This is a genomic window from Vibrio sp. bablab_jr001 (genome assembly GCF_016464285.1).
GTDB classification, from domain to species: domain Bacteria; phylum Pseudomonadota; class Gammaproteobacteria; order Enterobacterales; family Vibrionaceae; genus Vibrio; species Vibrio fluvialis.
Genome location: NZ_JACDWZ010000044.1, coordinates 1 through 15,635, shown reverse-complemented (window position 1 = coordinate 15,635; position 15,635 = coordinate 1). Strand labels below are relative to the sequence as shown.

13 protein-coding genes and 2 tRNA genes are annotated in these 15,635 nt (G+C 51.3%); 7 read left to right on the top strand and 8 right to left on the bottom strand.

Annotation, left to right across the window (positions count from 1 at the left end; translation table 11 throughout):
• Positions 1 to 26 precede the first annotated feature (26 nt).
• Complete coding sequence (locus tag JIG40_RS07195) at positions 27 to 521, bottom strand: Rsd/AlgQ family anti-sigma factor (RefSeq protein WP_032080022.1); 495 nt, start codon at positions 519 to 521, stop codon at positions 27 to 29.
• A gap of 176 nt (positions 522 to 697) precedes the next feature.
• On the opposite strand from JIG40_RS07195, the gene nudC reads away from it, so the two are divergent.
• From nudC to JIG40_RS07175, 4 genes are all read left to right on the top strand, one after another.
• Positions 698 to 1,483 carry an NAD(+) diphosphatase gene (gene nudC, locus JIG40_RS07190; protein ID WP_020433555.1) on the top strand — a complete coding sequence of 262 codons (786 nt, stop codon included), beginning with the start codon at positions 698 to 700 and terminating at the stop codon, positions 1,481 to 1,483.
• A 251-nt stretch (positions 1,484 to 1,734) separates the two neighbouring features.
• The gene (hemE, locus tag JIG40_RS07185; protein ID WP_020332611.1) at positions 1,735 to 2,802 is read left to right on the top strand and encodes a uroporphyrinogen decarboxylase; all 1,068 of its coding nucleotides are present in this window, start codon (positions 1,735 to 1,737) and stop codon (positions 2,800 to 2,802) included.
• A 96-nt stretch (positions 2,803 to 2,898) separates the two neighbouring features.
• Entirely contained in the window at positions 2,899 to 3,534 is a 636-nt protein-coding gene (locus JIG40_RS07180; RefSeq protein ID WP_020332612.1) for a TetR/AcrR family transcriptional regulator, read from the top strand.
• A gap of 93 nt (positions 3,535 to 3,627) precedes the next feature.
• A complete protein-coding gene (locus JIG40_RS07175; RefSeq protein ID WP_158151542.1) occupies positions 3,628 to 4,584 on the top strand; it encodes a DHH family phosphoesterase in 957 nt (318 codons plus the stop codon).
• A gap of 53 nt (positions 4,585 to 4,637) precedes the next feature.
• Here JIG40_RS07175 and JIG40_RS07170 read toward each other — a convergent pair whose 3' ends face one another.
• The 7 genes from JIG40_RS07170 to rsgA all read right to left on the bottom strand — a co-directional run bounded on the left by JIG40_RS07170 (position 4,638) and on the right by rsgA (position 14,428).
• Positions 4,638 to 5,774, bottom strand: a complete 1,137-nt coding sequence (locus JIG40_RS07170; protein ID WP_158151541.1) for a murein hydrolase activator EnvC — start codon at positions 5,772 to 5,774, stop codon at positions 4,638 to 4,640.
• Positions 5,775 to 5,942: 168 nt separating this feature from the next.
• A complete protein-coding gene (gene gpmM / locus JIG40_RS07165; RefSeq protein WP_024374077.1) occupies positions 5,943 to 7,475 on the bottom strand; it encodes a 2,3-bisphosphoglycerate-independent phosphoglycerate mutase in 1,533 nt (510 codons plus the stop codon).
• A gap of 164 nt (positions 7,476 to 7,639) precedes the next feature.
• Positions 7,640 to 8,527: a DMT family transporter gene (locus JIG40_RS07160; protein WP_020332616.1), complete on the bottom strand. Its 888-nt coding sequence runs from the start codon at positions 8,525 to 8,527 to the stop codon at positions 7,640 to 7,642.
• Positions 8,528 to 8,649: 122 nt separating this feature from the next.
• On the bottom strand, positions 8,650 to 10,530 hold the full coding sequence (locus JIG40_RS07155; RefSeq protein WP_199465050.1) for a methyl-accepting chemotaxis protein: 1,881 nt from the start codon (positions 10,528 to 10,530) through the stop codon (positions 8,650 to 8,652).
• Between the two features lie 265 nt (positions 10,531 to 10,795).
• Positions 10,796 to 12,211 (bottom strand): SLC13 family permease, encoded by a 1,416-nt coding sequence (locus JIG40_RS07150; RefSeq protein ID WP_199465049.1) that lies wholly within the window; start codon positions 12,209 to 12,211, stop codon positions 10,796 to 10,798.
• A gap of 167 nt (positions 12,212 to 12,378) precedes the next feature.
• A complete protein-coding gene (gene asd, locus JIG40_RS07145) occupies positions 12,379 to 13,236 on the bottom strand; it encodes an archaetidylserine decarboxylase (protein WP_158142429.1) in 858 nt (285 codons plus the stop codon).
• A 130-nt stretch (positions 13,237 to 13,366) separates the two neighbouring features.
• The gene (gene rsgA, locus JIG40_RS07140; protein ID WP_020332620.1) at positions 13,367 to 14,428 is read right to left on the bottom strand and encodes a small ribosomal subunit biogenesis GTPase RsgA; all 1,062 of its coding nucleotides are present in this window, start codon (positions 14,426 to 14,428) and stop codon (positions 13,367 to 13,369) included.
• Between the two features lie 160 nt (positions 14,429 to 14,588).
• Here rsgA and orn point away from each other — a divergent pair, with 160 nt between their 5' ends.
• The 3 genes from orn (at position 14,589) to JIG40_RS07125 (ending at position 15,555) form a co-directional block, all read left to right on the top strand.
• Positions 14,589 to 15,134 (top strand): oligoribonuclease, encoded by a 546-nt coding sequence (gene orn, locus JIG40_RS07135; protein ID WP_020332621.1) that lies wholly within the window; start codon positions 14,589 to 14,591, stop codon positions 15,132 to 15,134.
• A 213-nt stretch (positions 15,135 to 15,347) separates the two neighbouring features.
• Positions 15,348 to 15,423 (top strand) — tRNA-Gly (locus JIG40_RS07130).
• Between the two features lie 55 nt (positions 15,424 to 15,478).
• Positions 15,479 to 15,555 (top strand) — tRNA-Met (locus JIG40_RS07125).
• Positions 15,556 to 15,635 lie beyond the last annotated feature (80 nt).

The window sequence follows — 15,635 nt, the reverse complement described above, 5'->3', positions numbered from 1 at the left end:
CGTTGACGGCGACTCAGTCTACTACGTTAAGCGCCCGGCGGAATCGCGAGGCTGTCTGCGATCAGTTGAATCAGACCATCTTCGGTTTCAAAGCGTGACTCCAACAGCTCGCCGACTTGCGACAAATCGTCATCCAGTGTCTCCAGATCATCCTCTTCGTGAATCGCAGCATACTGATCAGTGAAGTTCAGTAGCGGATCGGTCGTTTCGATGATCTGTGCGTATGCCCGGTTAATTTCATCTGTTGCCTGAAAGCCAGTGGCATGCCATTTGTTCATGACCATGTCATAGATTTTAAAATGACCTTCAGAGATGTAATCGACGAGCTCCTGACAGAAATACTGCAGCTCTTTCGGGGAAGGGAGTTCGGTGACAGCGGCTTTGGTTGCGCAGGGTTGCAGCGCAGCGAGTTTACAGTATTCAACGATCAGATGCTGGCGCTTATCCAGCCAATGATCAATAACATCACTCGAGCCACCCCATTGTTCTTGCGTTCTTTTGAATTTTTTTAGCATGACCATGCCCTCATGATCCGATCATTCAACGATGATCTTTCCTTTGCACGTCTGTTGTAGTGGTACAGCACAACTCATTGTCCTTACTAGAATTTATAGATTTAAAATCAAATCTGTACAAACTCTGGTATGAATTTAGATTGCCAGTAAAATGAACGAACTGCAAGCAAACAGGAGTTGGCATGTTAAAAAACAGTGACACAAAATCCGCTTATTGGTGCGTCGTTTCAGGCAGTGAGATCTGGACCGTTGACGGAGCACTCCCTTTTGGCCGGGGTGAGCAGTGGGATCTGCCCGTAGATGCCGCGATCAAAATCGATCATCATCAGGGCGCGCCAGTTTATTGGGTCAATGCCTCGGATCTGGATCGCGATCTTGAACTGACGTCACTGCGTGATTTGCTGCATCTGCCGGAACCCCTGTTTTTGATGGCGAGCAAGGCTATTCAGTATGGCCATATGAGCCAAAGCTTGCGTTTTTGCCCACAGTGTGGGGGACGCAATTATCTTAACCATCGCGATTTAGCGATGCAGTGCCATGACTGTCGTACTTTGCATTATCCGCGTATTTTCCCGTGCATTATTGTCGCGGTGCGTAAGGGCAACGAGATTTTGCTGGCTCAGCATCCGCGCCATCGTGGTGGCATGTATACTGTGATTGCAGGCTTTCTGGAAGTCGGAGAGACGCTCGAGCAATGCGTGGCACGCGAAATCAAAGAAGAAACGGGTATTGATGTGACCAACATTCGTTACTTCGGCAGCCAGCCCTGGGCTTTTCCATCGAGCATGATGATGGGCTTCTTGGCGGATTACGCAGGTGGCGATATTAAACCGGATTATTCTGAATTGAGCGATGCCCAGTGGTTTACTCCGGAAACCATGCCACCTGTTGCGCCAGAAGGCACCATCGCCCGGGCATTGATCGAACGAACTCTGGAAGATATTCGTCTCACGCCGTCCAAGGGATAAAAAAAACCCTCCGATTAGGGAGGGGGTAAGTAAGATGTCGTTATGAGATGCTGAGTACTGAATACTCAGTTTATAATTGTAGTTTTCGCTAGCGAACAAATTTGTAACATCGAAAAAGATTGTACGCAAATTAAGCATTGATTTAAAAGTTAATAACTTGATCTGGGTTGCAAAGCTCTCCGCTCCTGAGGGCAAATCAGTGCTAGAATACGCCCCAAACTAATAAGCCTAGAAAAGAAGTGGAATACGGAATGACTGAATTAAAAAACGACCGCTATCTACGCGCTCTGCTCAAGCAGCCTGTTGATTGCACGCCAGTATGGATGATGCGTCAGGCTGGACGTTATCTGCCAGAATACCGTGCCACGCGCGCTCAGGCGGGCGACTTTATGTCTCTGTGTAAAAACGCTGAGTTGGCCTCTGAAGTGACTTTACAGCCACTGCGCCGTTTTCCACTCGATGCCGCGATTCTGTTCTCTGACATCCTGACTATTCCTGATGCGATGGGACTCGGGCTGCGCTTTGCTGCTGGTGAAGGTCCGGTGTTTGACCGCCCAATCACGTGCAAGGCAGACGTCGACAAGATTGGCCTGCCGGATCCGGAAGGTGAACTGCAGTACGTTATGAATGCTGTGCGTCAGATTCGCAAAGATCTGCAAGGCGAAGTGCCGCTGATTGGTTTCTCTGGCAGCCCTTGGACACTGGCAACCTATATGGTTGAAGGTGGCAGCTCTAAGGCATTCACCAAGATTAAAAAGATGATGTACGCTGAGCCTGCGACTCTGCATCTGCTATTGGATAAGCTGGCGGACAGCGTGATTGAATACCTTAACGCGCAAATCAAAGCTGGCGCGCAGTCTGTAATGGTATTTGATACCTGGGGCGGCGTACTGACTCCGCGTGACTACAACCTGTTCTCACTGCAATACATGCACAAGATTGTTGATGGCCTGATCCGTGAAAACGAAGGCCGCCGAGTGCCAGTGACACTGTTTACTAAAAACGGCGGGATGTGGCTGGAGCAGATTGCGGCAACCGGGTGTGATGCAGTAGGCCTGGACTGGACCATCAATATCGCCGATGCCAAAGCGCGCGTGGGTGACAAAGTGGCGCTGCAAGGCAACATGGATCCTTCTATGCTGTATGCCCCGCACGAGCGTATTCGTGAAGAAGTGGCTTCCATTCTGGACGGTTTTGGTCACGGTGGTACTGGTCACGTCTTCAACCTTGGCCATGGTATCCATCTGGATGTACCGCCAGAAAACGCAGGCGTGTTTGTCAACGCGGTCCATGAGCTATCTAAGCCGTATCATAAATAAACCAATGACATCAGCGTCCGGAAACGGGCGCTTTTTTTTACCATTCAATGGAGCTGTTTTATACTGCAGGTAATCAGGAAGGAATGTGAACCATTAATGAAAACAAGAGACAGAATTGTCCATGCGGCGTTAGAGCTGTTTAACGAGCATGGTGAACGCCCGATGACTACTAACCATATTGCTGCACACATAGAGATCAGCCCCGGTAATCTCTATTATCATTTCCGCAATAAGCAGGAGATTGTGCGTGAGATATTTGCACTCTACTCAGCAGAACTGATTGAGCGCTTTACGCCGCTGCAAGGTCAGTATGAAAGCCTGACTCTGCTCAAACACTACCTCGACTCTATCTTCACCCTGATGTGGAAATACCGTTTTTTCTACGCCAATTTGCCCGAAATTCTGCAGCGGGATGAAGAGTTGCACGACGATTACATTCGCGTGCAGGAAAAGCTGCAAACCAACTTAGTCAACATTATGCGTGCTTTTGTCGAGATGCAGTTGCTGGCGCTCAATGAAGATGAGATGAAAAAACTGGTCACCACTTTGCATTTGATCGCCTGCAGCTGGCTGGCTTATCAGTCAGCGATGTCACCAAAAACTAAGATCACCGAGCAGGTGATTCATCAGGGGATGCTGCAAATCATCTCGGTGATGAAGCCGAATGCGACCGAGCAGGGGCTGGAGCAGTTACAATTGCTGGAAGATGGCGTGCGAGCGATGCATGCCTAAAAGGGATGACATATAACCTTTCATTCTTGTGCTGGTGGGCGTGAAACTGCTAATTTCTGATGTTATTACAAGGGATTAAAAGTAGCGCTCACTATGCATTACGACATATTTAATGGTGATGCCGATGGCATCATCGCACTTCTTCAACTGCGTCTGGCTAAGCCCCGAGACAGTCAGTTGATAACTGGCGTCAAACGCGATATTGAGCTTCTGGCGAATGTAACCGCTCAGCGCGGCGATTCGTTGACGGTACTGGATATCTCTATGGCAAAAAACCGAGACGCACTGTTAACCGTGTTGGCCAGCGGCGCTCAGGTATTCTATGCCGACCACCATCAGGCTGGTGACATTCCTCAGCATGAGCTGTTAGATGCGCACATCAATCTGGATGCCAATGTGTGTACCGCATTGATTGTGGATACGCTGCTCGAAGGCCAGTTTCACCATTGGGCCATCACCGCAGCTTACGGAGATAACTTGCTCAGCGTTGCCGATGCTCTGGTAGCCAAGGCGGGTTTACGCCCTGAACAAGCCGAGCAGTTAAAAGAGTTGGGCACCCTGATCAACTATAACGGCTATGGTCAATCCGTCAGTGACCTACATTACCATCCCGCAGATTTGTTCCGTGCATTGCAAGGCTACCCATCGCCGTTTGAGGTGATTGCTGACCCGACATCGCCTTATGCTGTACTCAAACAGGCGTACGAACAGGATATTGCTCAGGCGCTGGCCAAACCGGCTGTATATGAGAGCCAAACACTGCGCGTATTTGCACTTGCCGATGAAGCGGCATCACACCGGGTGAGTGGGGTATATGGTAATTTGCTGGCGAATCAAAAGCCGGATCAAGCGCATGTGGTGTTGACCGTGGCAGACGATGAGAGTTATACGGTCTCGCTACGTGCCCCTTTGAGCAAAAAGCACGGCGCGGGCACGCTGTGCAGTCAGTTCACTACGGGGGGCGGTCGGGAAGCGGCGGCGGGGATCAATCGGCTGCCAAAGCAAGATTTAGCGCGCCTAATCGCCAGCGTTGAAACGTATTACGCCTAGAAAGCACAAGGCCGCTTACTGAGCGGCCTTGTTACTTAAAAACAGAGGTTAGCTCAGCGGGTCAGCCAGTTACGTGGGTTTTCCGCTTTACTGTTGCGGCGGATTTCAAAGTAGAGTGCCGGGCGGGACTGACCGCCGGTATCGCCTGCCAGTGCCAGTGTTTCACCTGCAGTGACTTTATCGCCTTCTTTTTTCATCAGCGTTTGGTTGAAGCCGTACAGCGTCATATCGCCTTTACCGTGATCAAGCAAGACGACTAAGCCATAACCGCGTAGATATTCGGCAAACACCACGGTACCGGAATAGACCGCTTTAACAGGCTGGCCGTAATTGGCATCAATCACTAAACCTTTCCAATCGATCTGACCGGTTTGTCGCTCACCAAACTGATGCAGCACCTGACCTTTGAGTGGCCACGGCAGTTTACCGCGCTGCTGGCTGATTCCGTCCATCGGCACGGCGTTGCGTTTGGCTGCTTTGGCAATTTCCGCTTTGAGGCGGGTTTCGTTGCGTTGCAGTTCTGCCAGATACACTTTGTCACCAGAAATGCTTTTCTGAATTTTGCCCAGAGTCTGACGGCGGTCAGATTGCGTCTTGGCTAATTGATCGCGCTTGCGCGTCTGTTCTTCCAGCAGTGTGGTGATCTGATCGCGCTCGAGTTGCAGTTGGCGTTCATTGTCGTTCAGAGCCTGACGCGTGGCCTCTAATTCGGTAATGGTATCGGTTCGGGCTTTGGCCAAATGTTGGTAATACTGGCTGATACGGTCTTCTTCAACACCGTTGTTGAGTAAATCGCCGCTCGCTTTGGCACGCTGAGTAATGTAGTAAGTCTGCAGCAGCTCGGCGAGTTTATCCGCCTGCTGTTTGCGTTGGCTCTCCAGTGCGGCAATTTTTTGTTTCAAGCGGCCAATGTTGGCGTTGGCTTCAGCCAGTTGGTTTTTGGTCTGCTTGATCTGGTTTTCCAAACCGGAAATACCCACTTCCTGTTGTTTGAGGGCCTGTTGCAATTGATCCAGTGTTTTCTGTTGTTGTGATAACGACTGTTGCTGGCGCGAGATTTCGCTTTTAACGCCTTTCAGCTCCTGTTGTGAGGCAGCCAAGACGCTGGACGGCAGTAATCCGGCGCTGAGACACACCAATAACAGGCTTCGGCAGAGACGCGAAGAGGGCTGGAAAGTTGATAACGTCATGTTTTTACGATAATCACGATTGGAATCACTGAGCACTCAGTATACCCAATGTGACGCATGAGGCGAGTGTGGCAGGTAAAAAGTTTGCAATTGTTCCGATGTGAACGGTAAAAAGATAAAAAAAGCCCCGATGATATCGGGGCTTGTGCAATCGTTCGTGCGCGTGAATTACGCGAACAGAACTTGACCAGACATTTCCGCCGGGATCTCTTGATCCGTCAGTGCCAGCATGGTTGGGGCAAGGTCAGACAGTTTTCCGCCCTCTTTCAACGCGATGTCTTTGCTACCCACGTAGATCAGCGGTACTGGCAGGTTGGTGTGCGCAGTGTGCACGCCGCCAGTCTCTGGGTTCACCATCATTTCCGCGTTACCGTGGTCTGCAGTGATCAGCAGTTGACCATCCACTTCTTTGATGGCTTCCACAACACGACCGATGCATTCGTCAACCGCTTCACACGCTTTAACCGCAGCTTCGTAAACGCCAGTGTGGCCTACCATGTCGCCGTTCGGGTAGTTACAGATGATCGCATCGTATTTACCTGATTTGATCGCAGCAACCAGCTTGTCAGTCAGCTCTTTAGAGCTCATTTCAGGCTGAAGATCGTAGGTCGCAACTTTTGGAGATGCCACCAGTTGACGCTCTTCACCGTCAAATTCGTTTTCAACACCGCCGTTGAAGAAGAACGTCACGTGCGCGTATTTCTCAGTTTCAGAGATACGCAGCTGAGTTTTACCTGCTTTAGACAACCATTCACCATAAGTGTTTTCTAGTGATGCTGGTGGGAAAGCAGCGGGTAGTGGAATGTCTGCTGCGTATTGAGTCAGCATAACAAAGTTCAGGGCTGGGAAGACTTTGCGCTCAAAGCCCGCGAAATCCGTCACGAAAGTGCGAGTGATTTGACGTGCACGGTCAGCACGGTAGTTCATGAACAGTACCGCGTCGCCGTCTTGCATTGCTGCAGACTCTTGACCTTCAGCACGGATTTCAGTGGCTTTTACGAACTCATCGTTTTCGTCGCGAGCGTAAGCCGCTTGCAGTGCTTCTACCGCAGAGCCGTAAGTGAATTCACCTTGCGCCGCAGTCAGTACATCGTAAGCTTTTTCAACGCGTTCCCAGTTGTTGTCACGGTCCATCGCGTAGTAACGACCAACCACAGAGGCGATACGGCCTTTACCCAGTTTCGCGAACAGTTCGTCAAAACGTTTCAGTGATGCTTCTGCGCTGCGAGGCGGAGTATCACGGCCATCCAGGAAGCAGTGCAGATAAATTTTCTCAGCGCCACGTGCTGCTGCCATTTCAACGGCTGCGTAGATGTGATCTTCGTGAGAGTGAACGCCACCCGGAGACATCAGACCCATCAGGTGTACGGCTTTGCCCGCTGCGACTGCTTGGTCGATAGCGGTAACCAGTACTGGGTTTTGTTGGAATTCGCCGTCTGAGATCGCTTTAGTGATGCGAGTCAGATCTTGATACACGATGCGACCGGCACCGATGTTAGTGTGGCCCACTTCAGAGTTACCCATTTGACCGTCAGGCAGACCTACGTCCATACCTGAAGCCGAGATAAGAGTGTGTGGGTTATTCGCCATCAGACCATCAAGAACCGGAGTATTTGCGTTGTTGATCGCGTTGCTTGAGTTGTCTTCACGGTAACCCCATCCATCCAGGATCACCAGAGCCATAGGCTTCTTAGCTGACATAGTTATGACCTCGTCAAATTCAAAGTAACTAGAAATCGAAATTAGCGTAATTTTACTACACTTTGGTGTGCTTGCAGTAGGTTAAGATCAATGATTCTCCCTATCAATGCAATAAAACGTTGCCTATTGATCAAAATTGACCGTCTGTCAGGACAGGCTTGGTCTTAGTACACCAATATTCCGGTACCCATCACGGCCACCAGTGCGCCAAGCCAGGCGAATCGGTTCGGCCTTTGCTTGGTATAGACCCAAAGTATAGGCAATAGCATGATGGGTGTGGTGGAGGAAAGTAGCGCCACCATCCCGACATTGCCTTCACGCAGTGCATACAGAATCAGAGTCATGCCCACCGCCATGGCCAGAAAACCGTTCACGGCGGTGATAGCAAATATTTTGCCATTCATCGGCTGAGTTGGGCGGGCAATCCGCGCGCCGCTGGCACGCAGCAGCGAGTGAGCGGCAAACGCGGTCATCATGCGAATCGCAGAAGCCGCCACCGGGTCAATCGCTGTTTGCATAACCGGTTTCGCAATAATGCCACCCAGCGCCTGACACATCGCTGCCGTCAGGCCGAGGCCGACGCCAACCCAAACGCTGCCGCTGATCGTCTCCAGACTATTGTTGGTTTGACCACGGCGACCAAAAAAGATTGCAGTCAATACACCGGAAAAGACCAGTGCCGAACCCAGTAATTCCCCCGGTGTCATGCTTTCACTGAACAGGAAGTAGCCGAGAATGGCAGAAAAAACAGCATGACAAGAGAACAGCAGGCCAGCCTGACGCGGCCCCATGCGGTTTAAACAGGCAAAGAGTGCGGTGTCACCAATGAAAATACCGATCAAACCCGAGAGCATCATCGGAGTGACGGCGCTGGTGTCGACACTCGACCAGCCTCCGCTAAGCAGCGCAATGGTGCCAAGGATCACAGAAGTACATCCCATGCGCCAGCGACTATAGGCAAAGGTGCCCAGATGGCGGGCAGGGGTAACAGACATCAGGCCAGCAATGGCCCACAGAAAGGCAGCGGCGAGAGCCAGCCACTCGAATCCCATAGAATCGTCCTTGACAGTGCGCGGGAGAAATAGGCTCTCAATATGCCATTAAGGGTAGGTAAAACAAAGAAAATTCACGGTCGATCATGCCCTGTATTTACAGGGCATGAGGGCCAATGAAATCAGACTTTAAATCGACTGATCTCATGACGCATCGCATCGGCAGCGCTGTGCATCTCGCTTGCACTTTCACTGCTCTGCTGTGCCTGATACGCCAGATCGTCTGAGGCATCTTTGATGCCTTGTGTATTGCGGCTGATGTCTTCGCTCACCGCACGTTGTTCTTCGGCCGCGCTGGCGATTTGCAATGCCATGTCGTTGATTTCCGTGATGGCTTGAGTGATGCTCGCGAGGCTGTCTTGAGCCTGCTGGGCATAGGAGACACTGCTGTCGGCCAGTGAGGTACTGCTTTCCATGCTTTCGACCGCCTGCTGCGTGTTGCGCTGCAGGGTTTCAATCATGGTGCGAATCTCTTCTGTCGAGCCGTGGGTACGTTGGCTCAGCACGCGCACTTCATCGGCCACCACAGCAAAACCGCGGCCCTGATCGCCCGCTCGCGCCGCTTCAATCGCTGCGTTGAGAGCAAGTAGGTTCGTTTGCTCGGCAATGCCCTGAATGGTCGACAGGATCTGGTTGATACTCTGTGCGTTGCTTTCCAGTTCGCGGATCACGCTCGCCGCATTGGTGACCTGATTGGCCAGATCGGTAATCGCCTGACGGTTTTTACCAATCACGGATTGACCTTCTTCACACGCCGACGCCGAGGCTTGCGAAGCATTTGCGGTCAGCTCTGCATGGCTGGCGACTTCAGCCGCCGTCGCTGACATCTCATGAATCGCGGTGGCGATTTGGTTGACGTCATCCTGCTGGCGTTTAACGCGATCAGTGGACTGAATCGAGAGGGACTTGGCGTGTTGCGCCTGAGACGACAGGCTATGGCTGTGCTCAACAATGTCTTTGAGCATGGTTTGCATCTGGCTGATGAACTGATTGACCTTCTCCGCCAGTTCACCAATTTCATCTTTGCGTTCAATGTTGACGCGCTGGGTCAGATCACCTTCACCACGTGACAGTTCTTGCAGGGCGCCGGACAGTACTTGCAGCGGTTGCAGCAGGCGATTAACCACCCAGGTGCTGGCCAGGGCAATGAGCACGTACAGAATCAGCGTCGCGATTGAAGTAAAAGTAATCTGGTCGCTGACCGACGCGTAAGCCATGCCGTGATCCACCACGATACCCAGCAGCCAGTTGGTGCCCGCAATTTTGCTCACGTAGATCAATTGATCATCGCGGCTCGGCCACTGTATCTGGCTGGCGTGATCTGCCGCCGCCAGTTGCTGCATTGTCTGTGCGGAAAGCTGCGGGTTGAGTTCGGTCAGCGGTTTCTGGCTCAGTTTTTCATCCTGATAGGCGACGATTTTATTATTACCGTCGACTAAAAATGCAAAGCCGTTGTTGTCGAGCTTGATACTCAACACTTGCTTGATCAGGTTGGTAACGGTCAGGTCAGCGGCCAACACGCCCTGACGACTGCCGCGAAATGCTTTGGCAAAACTGACCACGATACTGCCATCGAAATCCTGATAAGGTTCAGTCAATACTAAGCCGGAATTGGACATCGCATCTTGATACCAAGGGCGAGTACGAGGGTCGTAATCGGCTGGCCAGTCTTCACTTTTATCGCCGTAGGCAATCGTGCCATCGCTGAAACCAGCGTACACCGAGAGAAACTGACCGGCGTGTTTGGTCACCAGCAGTTCGCGGTCGGTGTTTTCGCCGCTGGCGATGCGGGATTCGTTGGCCAGCATCATGTCACTGCGAATCGACAACCAGTCACTGATATAGCGGCTGGTGGCCAGGCTGACGTTAGCCATTTCACTGTTGATGGATTTGGTGGTCTCCTGACGTAACTGACTGATGGAGTTCCATGCCTGCACGCCACTGACGATGGCGATGATGATCGCAATCGCGACCTGAATTTTGAATTTAATCGTATGTCTCATACTCTGCCCTTCCTGCCGGACAATCTCATCCTGCTGATAGAAATAACTGAAAATTAATCCAATAAGCGTGAATAGTTAATTTAAATTACTGAAATGCGGTTAATTTTAGTGATTGTTCAGCAAAAGCGTAAGAAATTATCGTGCGGATTAATTTGATCGCGATCGATTATTAATTGCTCAGCAACCCGGTTAATAAGGGAATTATGGACGAAAATTTCGAGCCCGTGACTTGTGTCCAATAAAATACAAGTCACGGGTTGACGTTTCAGCCGAGAATAGCGGCGGCGATGTAGACAATCGCCAGGCCAATGACACCGATGATTAAGCCGGTTTTGGCCATGTCTTTGCTCTGGATGAGACCGGTTGAGTAGGCGAGTGAGTTAGGCGGCGTCGATACCGGCAGAATCATCCCCAGTGAGGCGGAAAAGGCCACGACCACTAACAGGCCTTGCAGGCCGCCGACATCGCTCAGGCTGTTCATGGTCGCACCAATCGCTGCTGCGATGGGCATCAGCAGGTTGGCGGTTGCGGTGTTGGACATAAAGTTGGCCATGACCCAGCACACCAGCGACAGAGTGATCACCACCGACATCGGTGACAGGGATTCATAATTGATGGCGTGCGCCAGTGCTGTCGCCAGTCCGGTCTGTTCCAGACCAATACCGATCGCAATCCCCCCGGCAACCAGCCACAGAACATCCCAGTTGATCTGCTTGAGTTCTTCTTTGCCCATGATGCCCGTCAGCGTAAATACCGCCAGCGGAATAATCGATACCACGTAAGTGTTCATGCCGTGCAGTGAGGTGGTCATCCACAGCAAAATTGTGGCGGCGAAGGTAACGTAAACCACTACTGCCCGCCAGTTACGCTGGAAGGTGCCATCGAGTTTGAGCGTCATGGTCGGTTGTGAAGAAGGAAACAGTTTTTGCAGCAGGAACCAGGCAATCGTCAGTTGGATTAGCACAAACGGTAAACCCATCATCATCCACGACAAAAAGCTGATGCTGTTCTCACCGGTCAAATATTGTAGTGCGATCGCGTTGGGCGGTGTGCCGATGGGGGTGGCGATACCGCCAGTATTGGCTGCAATCGGGATACACAGCACCAGCGCCTTAATGCCGAGGTCACCTTTCGGTGCCGATGCGACAATCGGCCCCAACAGTGCCAGCATCATCACGGTGGTTGCGGTGTTGGACATGAACATCGAAAACACGGAAGTGATCAGCATCAGGCCGAGCATGATGTATTTCGGTTGATTACCAAACGGCTTGAGTAGCACGCGGGCGAGGTTGTTATCGAGTTCATACTTCGAGGCGGCGATGGCCAGTGCAAACCCGCCCATAAACAGAATGATGATCGGTGATGAGAAGGCGCTGAAAATTTCCGTGTAAGGCAACAGATGGCCGAGGTCATGGCCCTCGACAGGGGCGCGAAACGGATGTAGCCCTTTGTCGGAAATCATCACCAGTTCAAGGGCAATGATCAGAATCGAGGTGGCAAAGACGGGCACTGGTTCCAATACCCACAATAGTGCGGCCAGCAGAAATATCGCCAAAAGACGATGTTGCACCAGCGTGAGGTCGTTGATCGGAATGGCATCGATGGGCAGCATCAGCACCAGTAGAGGGAGCCCGAAACTGAGCGCGAGCCGCAGGAGAAGGCCCTTATCCAGAGTCTGCATAGCGTCTTCCTTGATGAATGAGAACATGACTGCAGACAGGGTAAAGCTTTGAAACAAAAAGGTCTTAGAGGGGAGACAAAGTTTTGCATTTTATGCGCCGTTCGCACCAGGAAGTGTGCAGAACGTCAAAAACAAACATCCCGGCCAGAGCCGGGATGTTCAAGCGATTAAGCTTTGTGCGCGTATGGGGTACCGAGCAGAGTCGGAGCATTTAGCTGCATGCTGTCATCAAAACGAATCGCGTCTTTCGCGAACAGGTTAATCACCGTTGAGCCAAGCTTGAAGCGACCCATTTCTTCGCCTTTCTTCAGCACCACAGATGTGTTGCCCGTCGCCGGATAATCCCAGCGGTAAACGGTATTGCCGCGCGGTGGCGTGACTGTACCTGCCCAGATCAGTTCGATGCTGCCAACGATAGTTGCGCCAACCAGTACCTGAGCCATTGGGCCGAATTCGGTATCGAAAATACATACGACACGTTCATTGCGGGCAAACAGATTTGGCACGTTTTCCGCCGTCAGTGGGTTCACAGAGAACAGATCGCCCGGTACATAAATCATCTGACGCAGGGTACCATCGCATGGCATATGGACGCGGTGGTAATCGCGAGGCGAGAGATACAGCGTGGCGAATTCACCGTCGCGGAATTCTTCGGCCAGTTTGGCATCGCCGCCCAGCAGTTCTTGGGCTGAGAAATCGTGGCCTTTGGCCTGAATCAGTTTGCCATCATTGATGGGACCAAACTGGCTCACGCAGGCATCGGCCGGGTGCGCAATCACATCAGCACCCTCTGCGACCGGGCGCATTCCTGGCTTGAGTTCACGCACGAAAAATTCGTTAAAAGTTTTAAAATGCTTAGGATCTGAATGCAATGCTTCGTCCATGTTGACGTTGTATTGCTTGATAAACCAGCGAATGATGGCTGTGGTCAGACCGCCGGCTTTGGCTGAAGCCAGTTTACCCATCAAACGGGTCAGGCCGTGTTGTGGAATCCAGTATTGCAGTCCAACTTTAATCTTGTCCATTGTAAGTCATTCCAATGTGTTTAATCTTTGGGCGCGGAATGTTACTGAAATTCGTTAGTGATGTCAGCATTTATCCCCGCAAGAAGAAAGACCGCTCTCGTTTTATCTCAAAGCCAAGAGCGGGATGTGATTACAGGTCCGCTTTTTTGTTGCGTGAATACTGTCGGTTGGCTTTATTCTCGGCCATGCTTTCGATGATACGGTGGTAGTTCTCAAAGCGAGTGGCGCTGATTTCGCCTTTGTCCACCGCTTCACGCAGCAAGCAGCCCGGATCATCACCGTGTTTGCAGTCGCGGAATTTACAGCCACCTAAGTAAGGGCGAAATTCGACAAAGGCTTTGGTAACGTCTTCCGCTTCTAAGTGCCACAAACCGAACTCACGCACTCCCGGTGAGTCGATCAGGTCACCACCGGACGGAATATGGTACAGACGTGCTGCGGTAGTCGTGTGCTGGCCAAGGCCCGAGTTTTCTGAAATCTCACCCTCTTCGACCATCTCTTCCAGTTCGGGCATCAGGGCATTCACCAGGCTGGATTTCCCCACTCCGGACTGGCCAACAAAAATGTTGGTACGATCGCGCAGCTTGGCTTCCAGTGCTTCGATACCTTCCCCACTGTTTTTGCTCACGTAAAGTACCTGATAACCGATCTTCTCGTACTCAGTGAGCCATTGTTGGTACAGCGCGCGCTTTTCTTCATCCAGCAGATCGACTTTGTTGAGCACCAACAGCGGTGCAATCGACAGGGTTTCAGCAGCGATCAGATAGCGATCGATGATATTCAGCGACAGCTCTGGCAACACGGAAGAGACGATCACCATCTGGTCGACGTTGGCGGCCACTGGTTTTAAACCATCGTAATAATCCGGACGGGTTAACACCGAACTGCGCGGTTCGACCGCTTCCACCACGCCGGAAATGCCCGCCATCGTTTCGATACCCGGACGCCAGATCACACGGTCGCCAGAGACCAGACTCTCAATGCCGCGGCGCAGGTTGCAGCGATGAATGGCCTGAGTTTCAGGATCTTCAATATCCGCATGTTGACCAAAACGGGTGATCACCAAGCCAGTTTTTGCGTTTTCCAGCATCGATTCATCCCACTGAACGGTTTCTTCCTGTTTCAGTTTCTTATGCTGGTTGCTTCGTACACGCCTTACCTGGCCTTTTGTCAGCTTCTTTTTCTTTGCCACTCTGTTCTACTTTCGCGTTGCAGGACGGGATGTACGACGCGTAATACGTCGCACCCGTCCGGTTGAAATCCTACTTACCAGCGTGAGCTGATAATTTGAATTGTACAGACTTGGGTATATAGTACCTGCTTTATCGGCAAACCTATATAGGTACTCCTCTATGTCTTTTAGCGATCAAAACCTAATCTGGATCGATTTAGAGATGACAGGCTTAGATCCTGAAACCCATAAAATCATTGAAATTGCGTCCATTGTGACTGACAGCCAGCTTAATATTCTGGCGGAAGGTCCGGTACTGGCGGTGCATCAGCCGGAATCTGAGCTGCAGAAAATGGACGATTGGTGTACCAATACTCACACCAACAGTGGTTTGGTTGAGCGCGTGCGTCAAAGCTCAGTAAATGAAGACGATGCAGTGGCGCAGACCATCGCGTTTCTTGAGCAGTGGGTACCTGCCGGTAAATCGCCGATTTGTGGTAACAGCATTGGCCAGGATCGCCGTTTCCTCTACAAACACATGCCGCGCCTGGAAGAATACTTCCATTACCGCTATATCGACGTCAGCACGATTAAAGAACTGACTCGTCGCTGGAAGCCAGAAGTATTGGATGGATTCTCTAAACAGGGCAGCCATCTGGCATTGGATGACATTCGAGAGTCGATTGCGGAGCTGAAATTTTACCGCGGTACCATTTTCAACATCTAATTTCCGGCTTCCATGCCGAATATCAGCTTGTTCCAAAGGGCGGTGAAAGAGAGTGTTGATGGTTAGTTCAGCACATTCTGGTTGTTGAATCGTCTGATTTGAGTGCTTTTTCATCAACTGAAAAAAAATTAGATTTTTTTCGCGAGAAGTTCTTGCATCACACAGAAATGCTCTTATAATTCGCAGCCCTAAACGACGGAAAACGTTGTTGATGCGACACTAGCTCAGTTGGTAGAGCGCAACCTTGCCAAGGTTGAGGTCACGAGTTCGAACCTCGTGTGTCGCTCCACTTTCTTGGTTAGAGTGGATAGCCATCATCGTGCTTAACGATGACACAATACGGACGCGGGGTGGAGCAGCTTGGTAGCTCGTCGGGCTCATAACCCGAAGGTCGTCGGTTCAAATCCGGCCCCCGCAACCAAATTCAGATTGAGTGCCACGGCATTTAATCTTTGCGACACTAGCTCAGTTGGTAGAGCGCAACCTTGCCAAGGTTGAGGT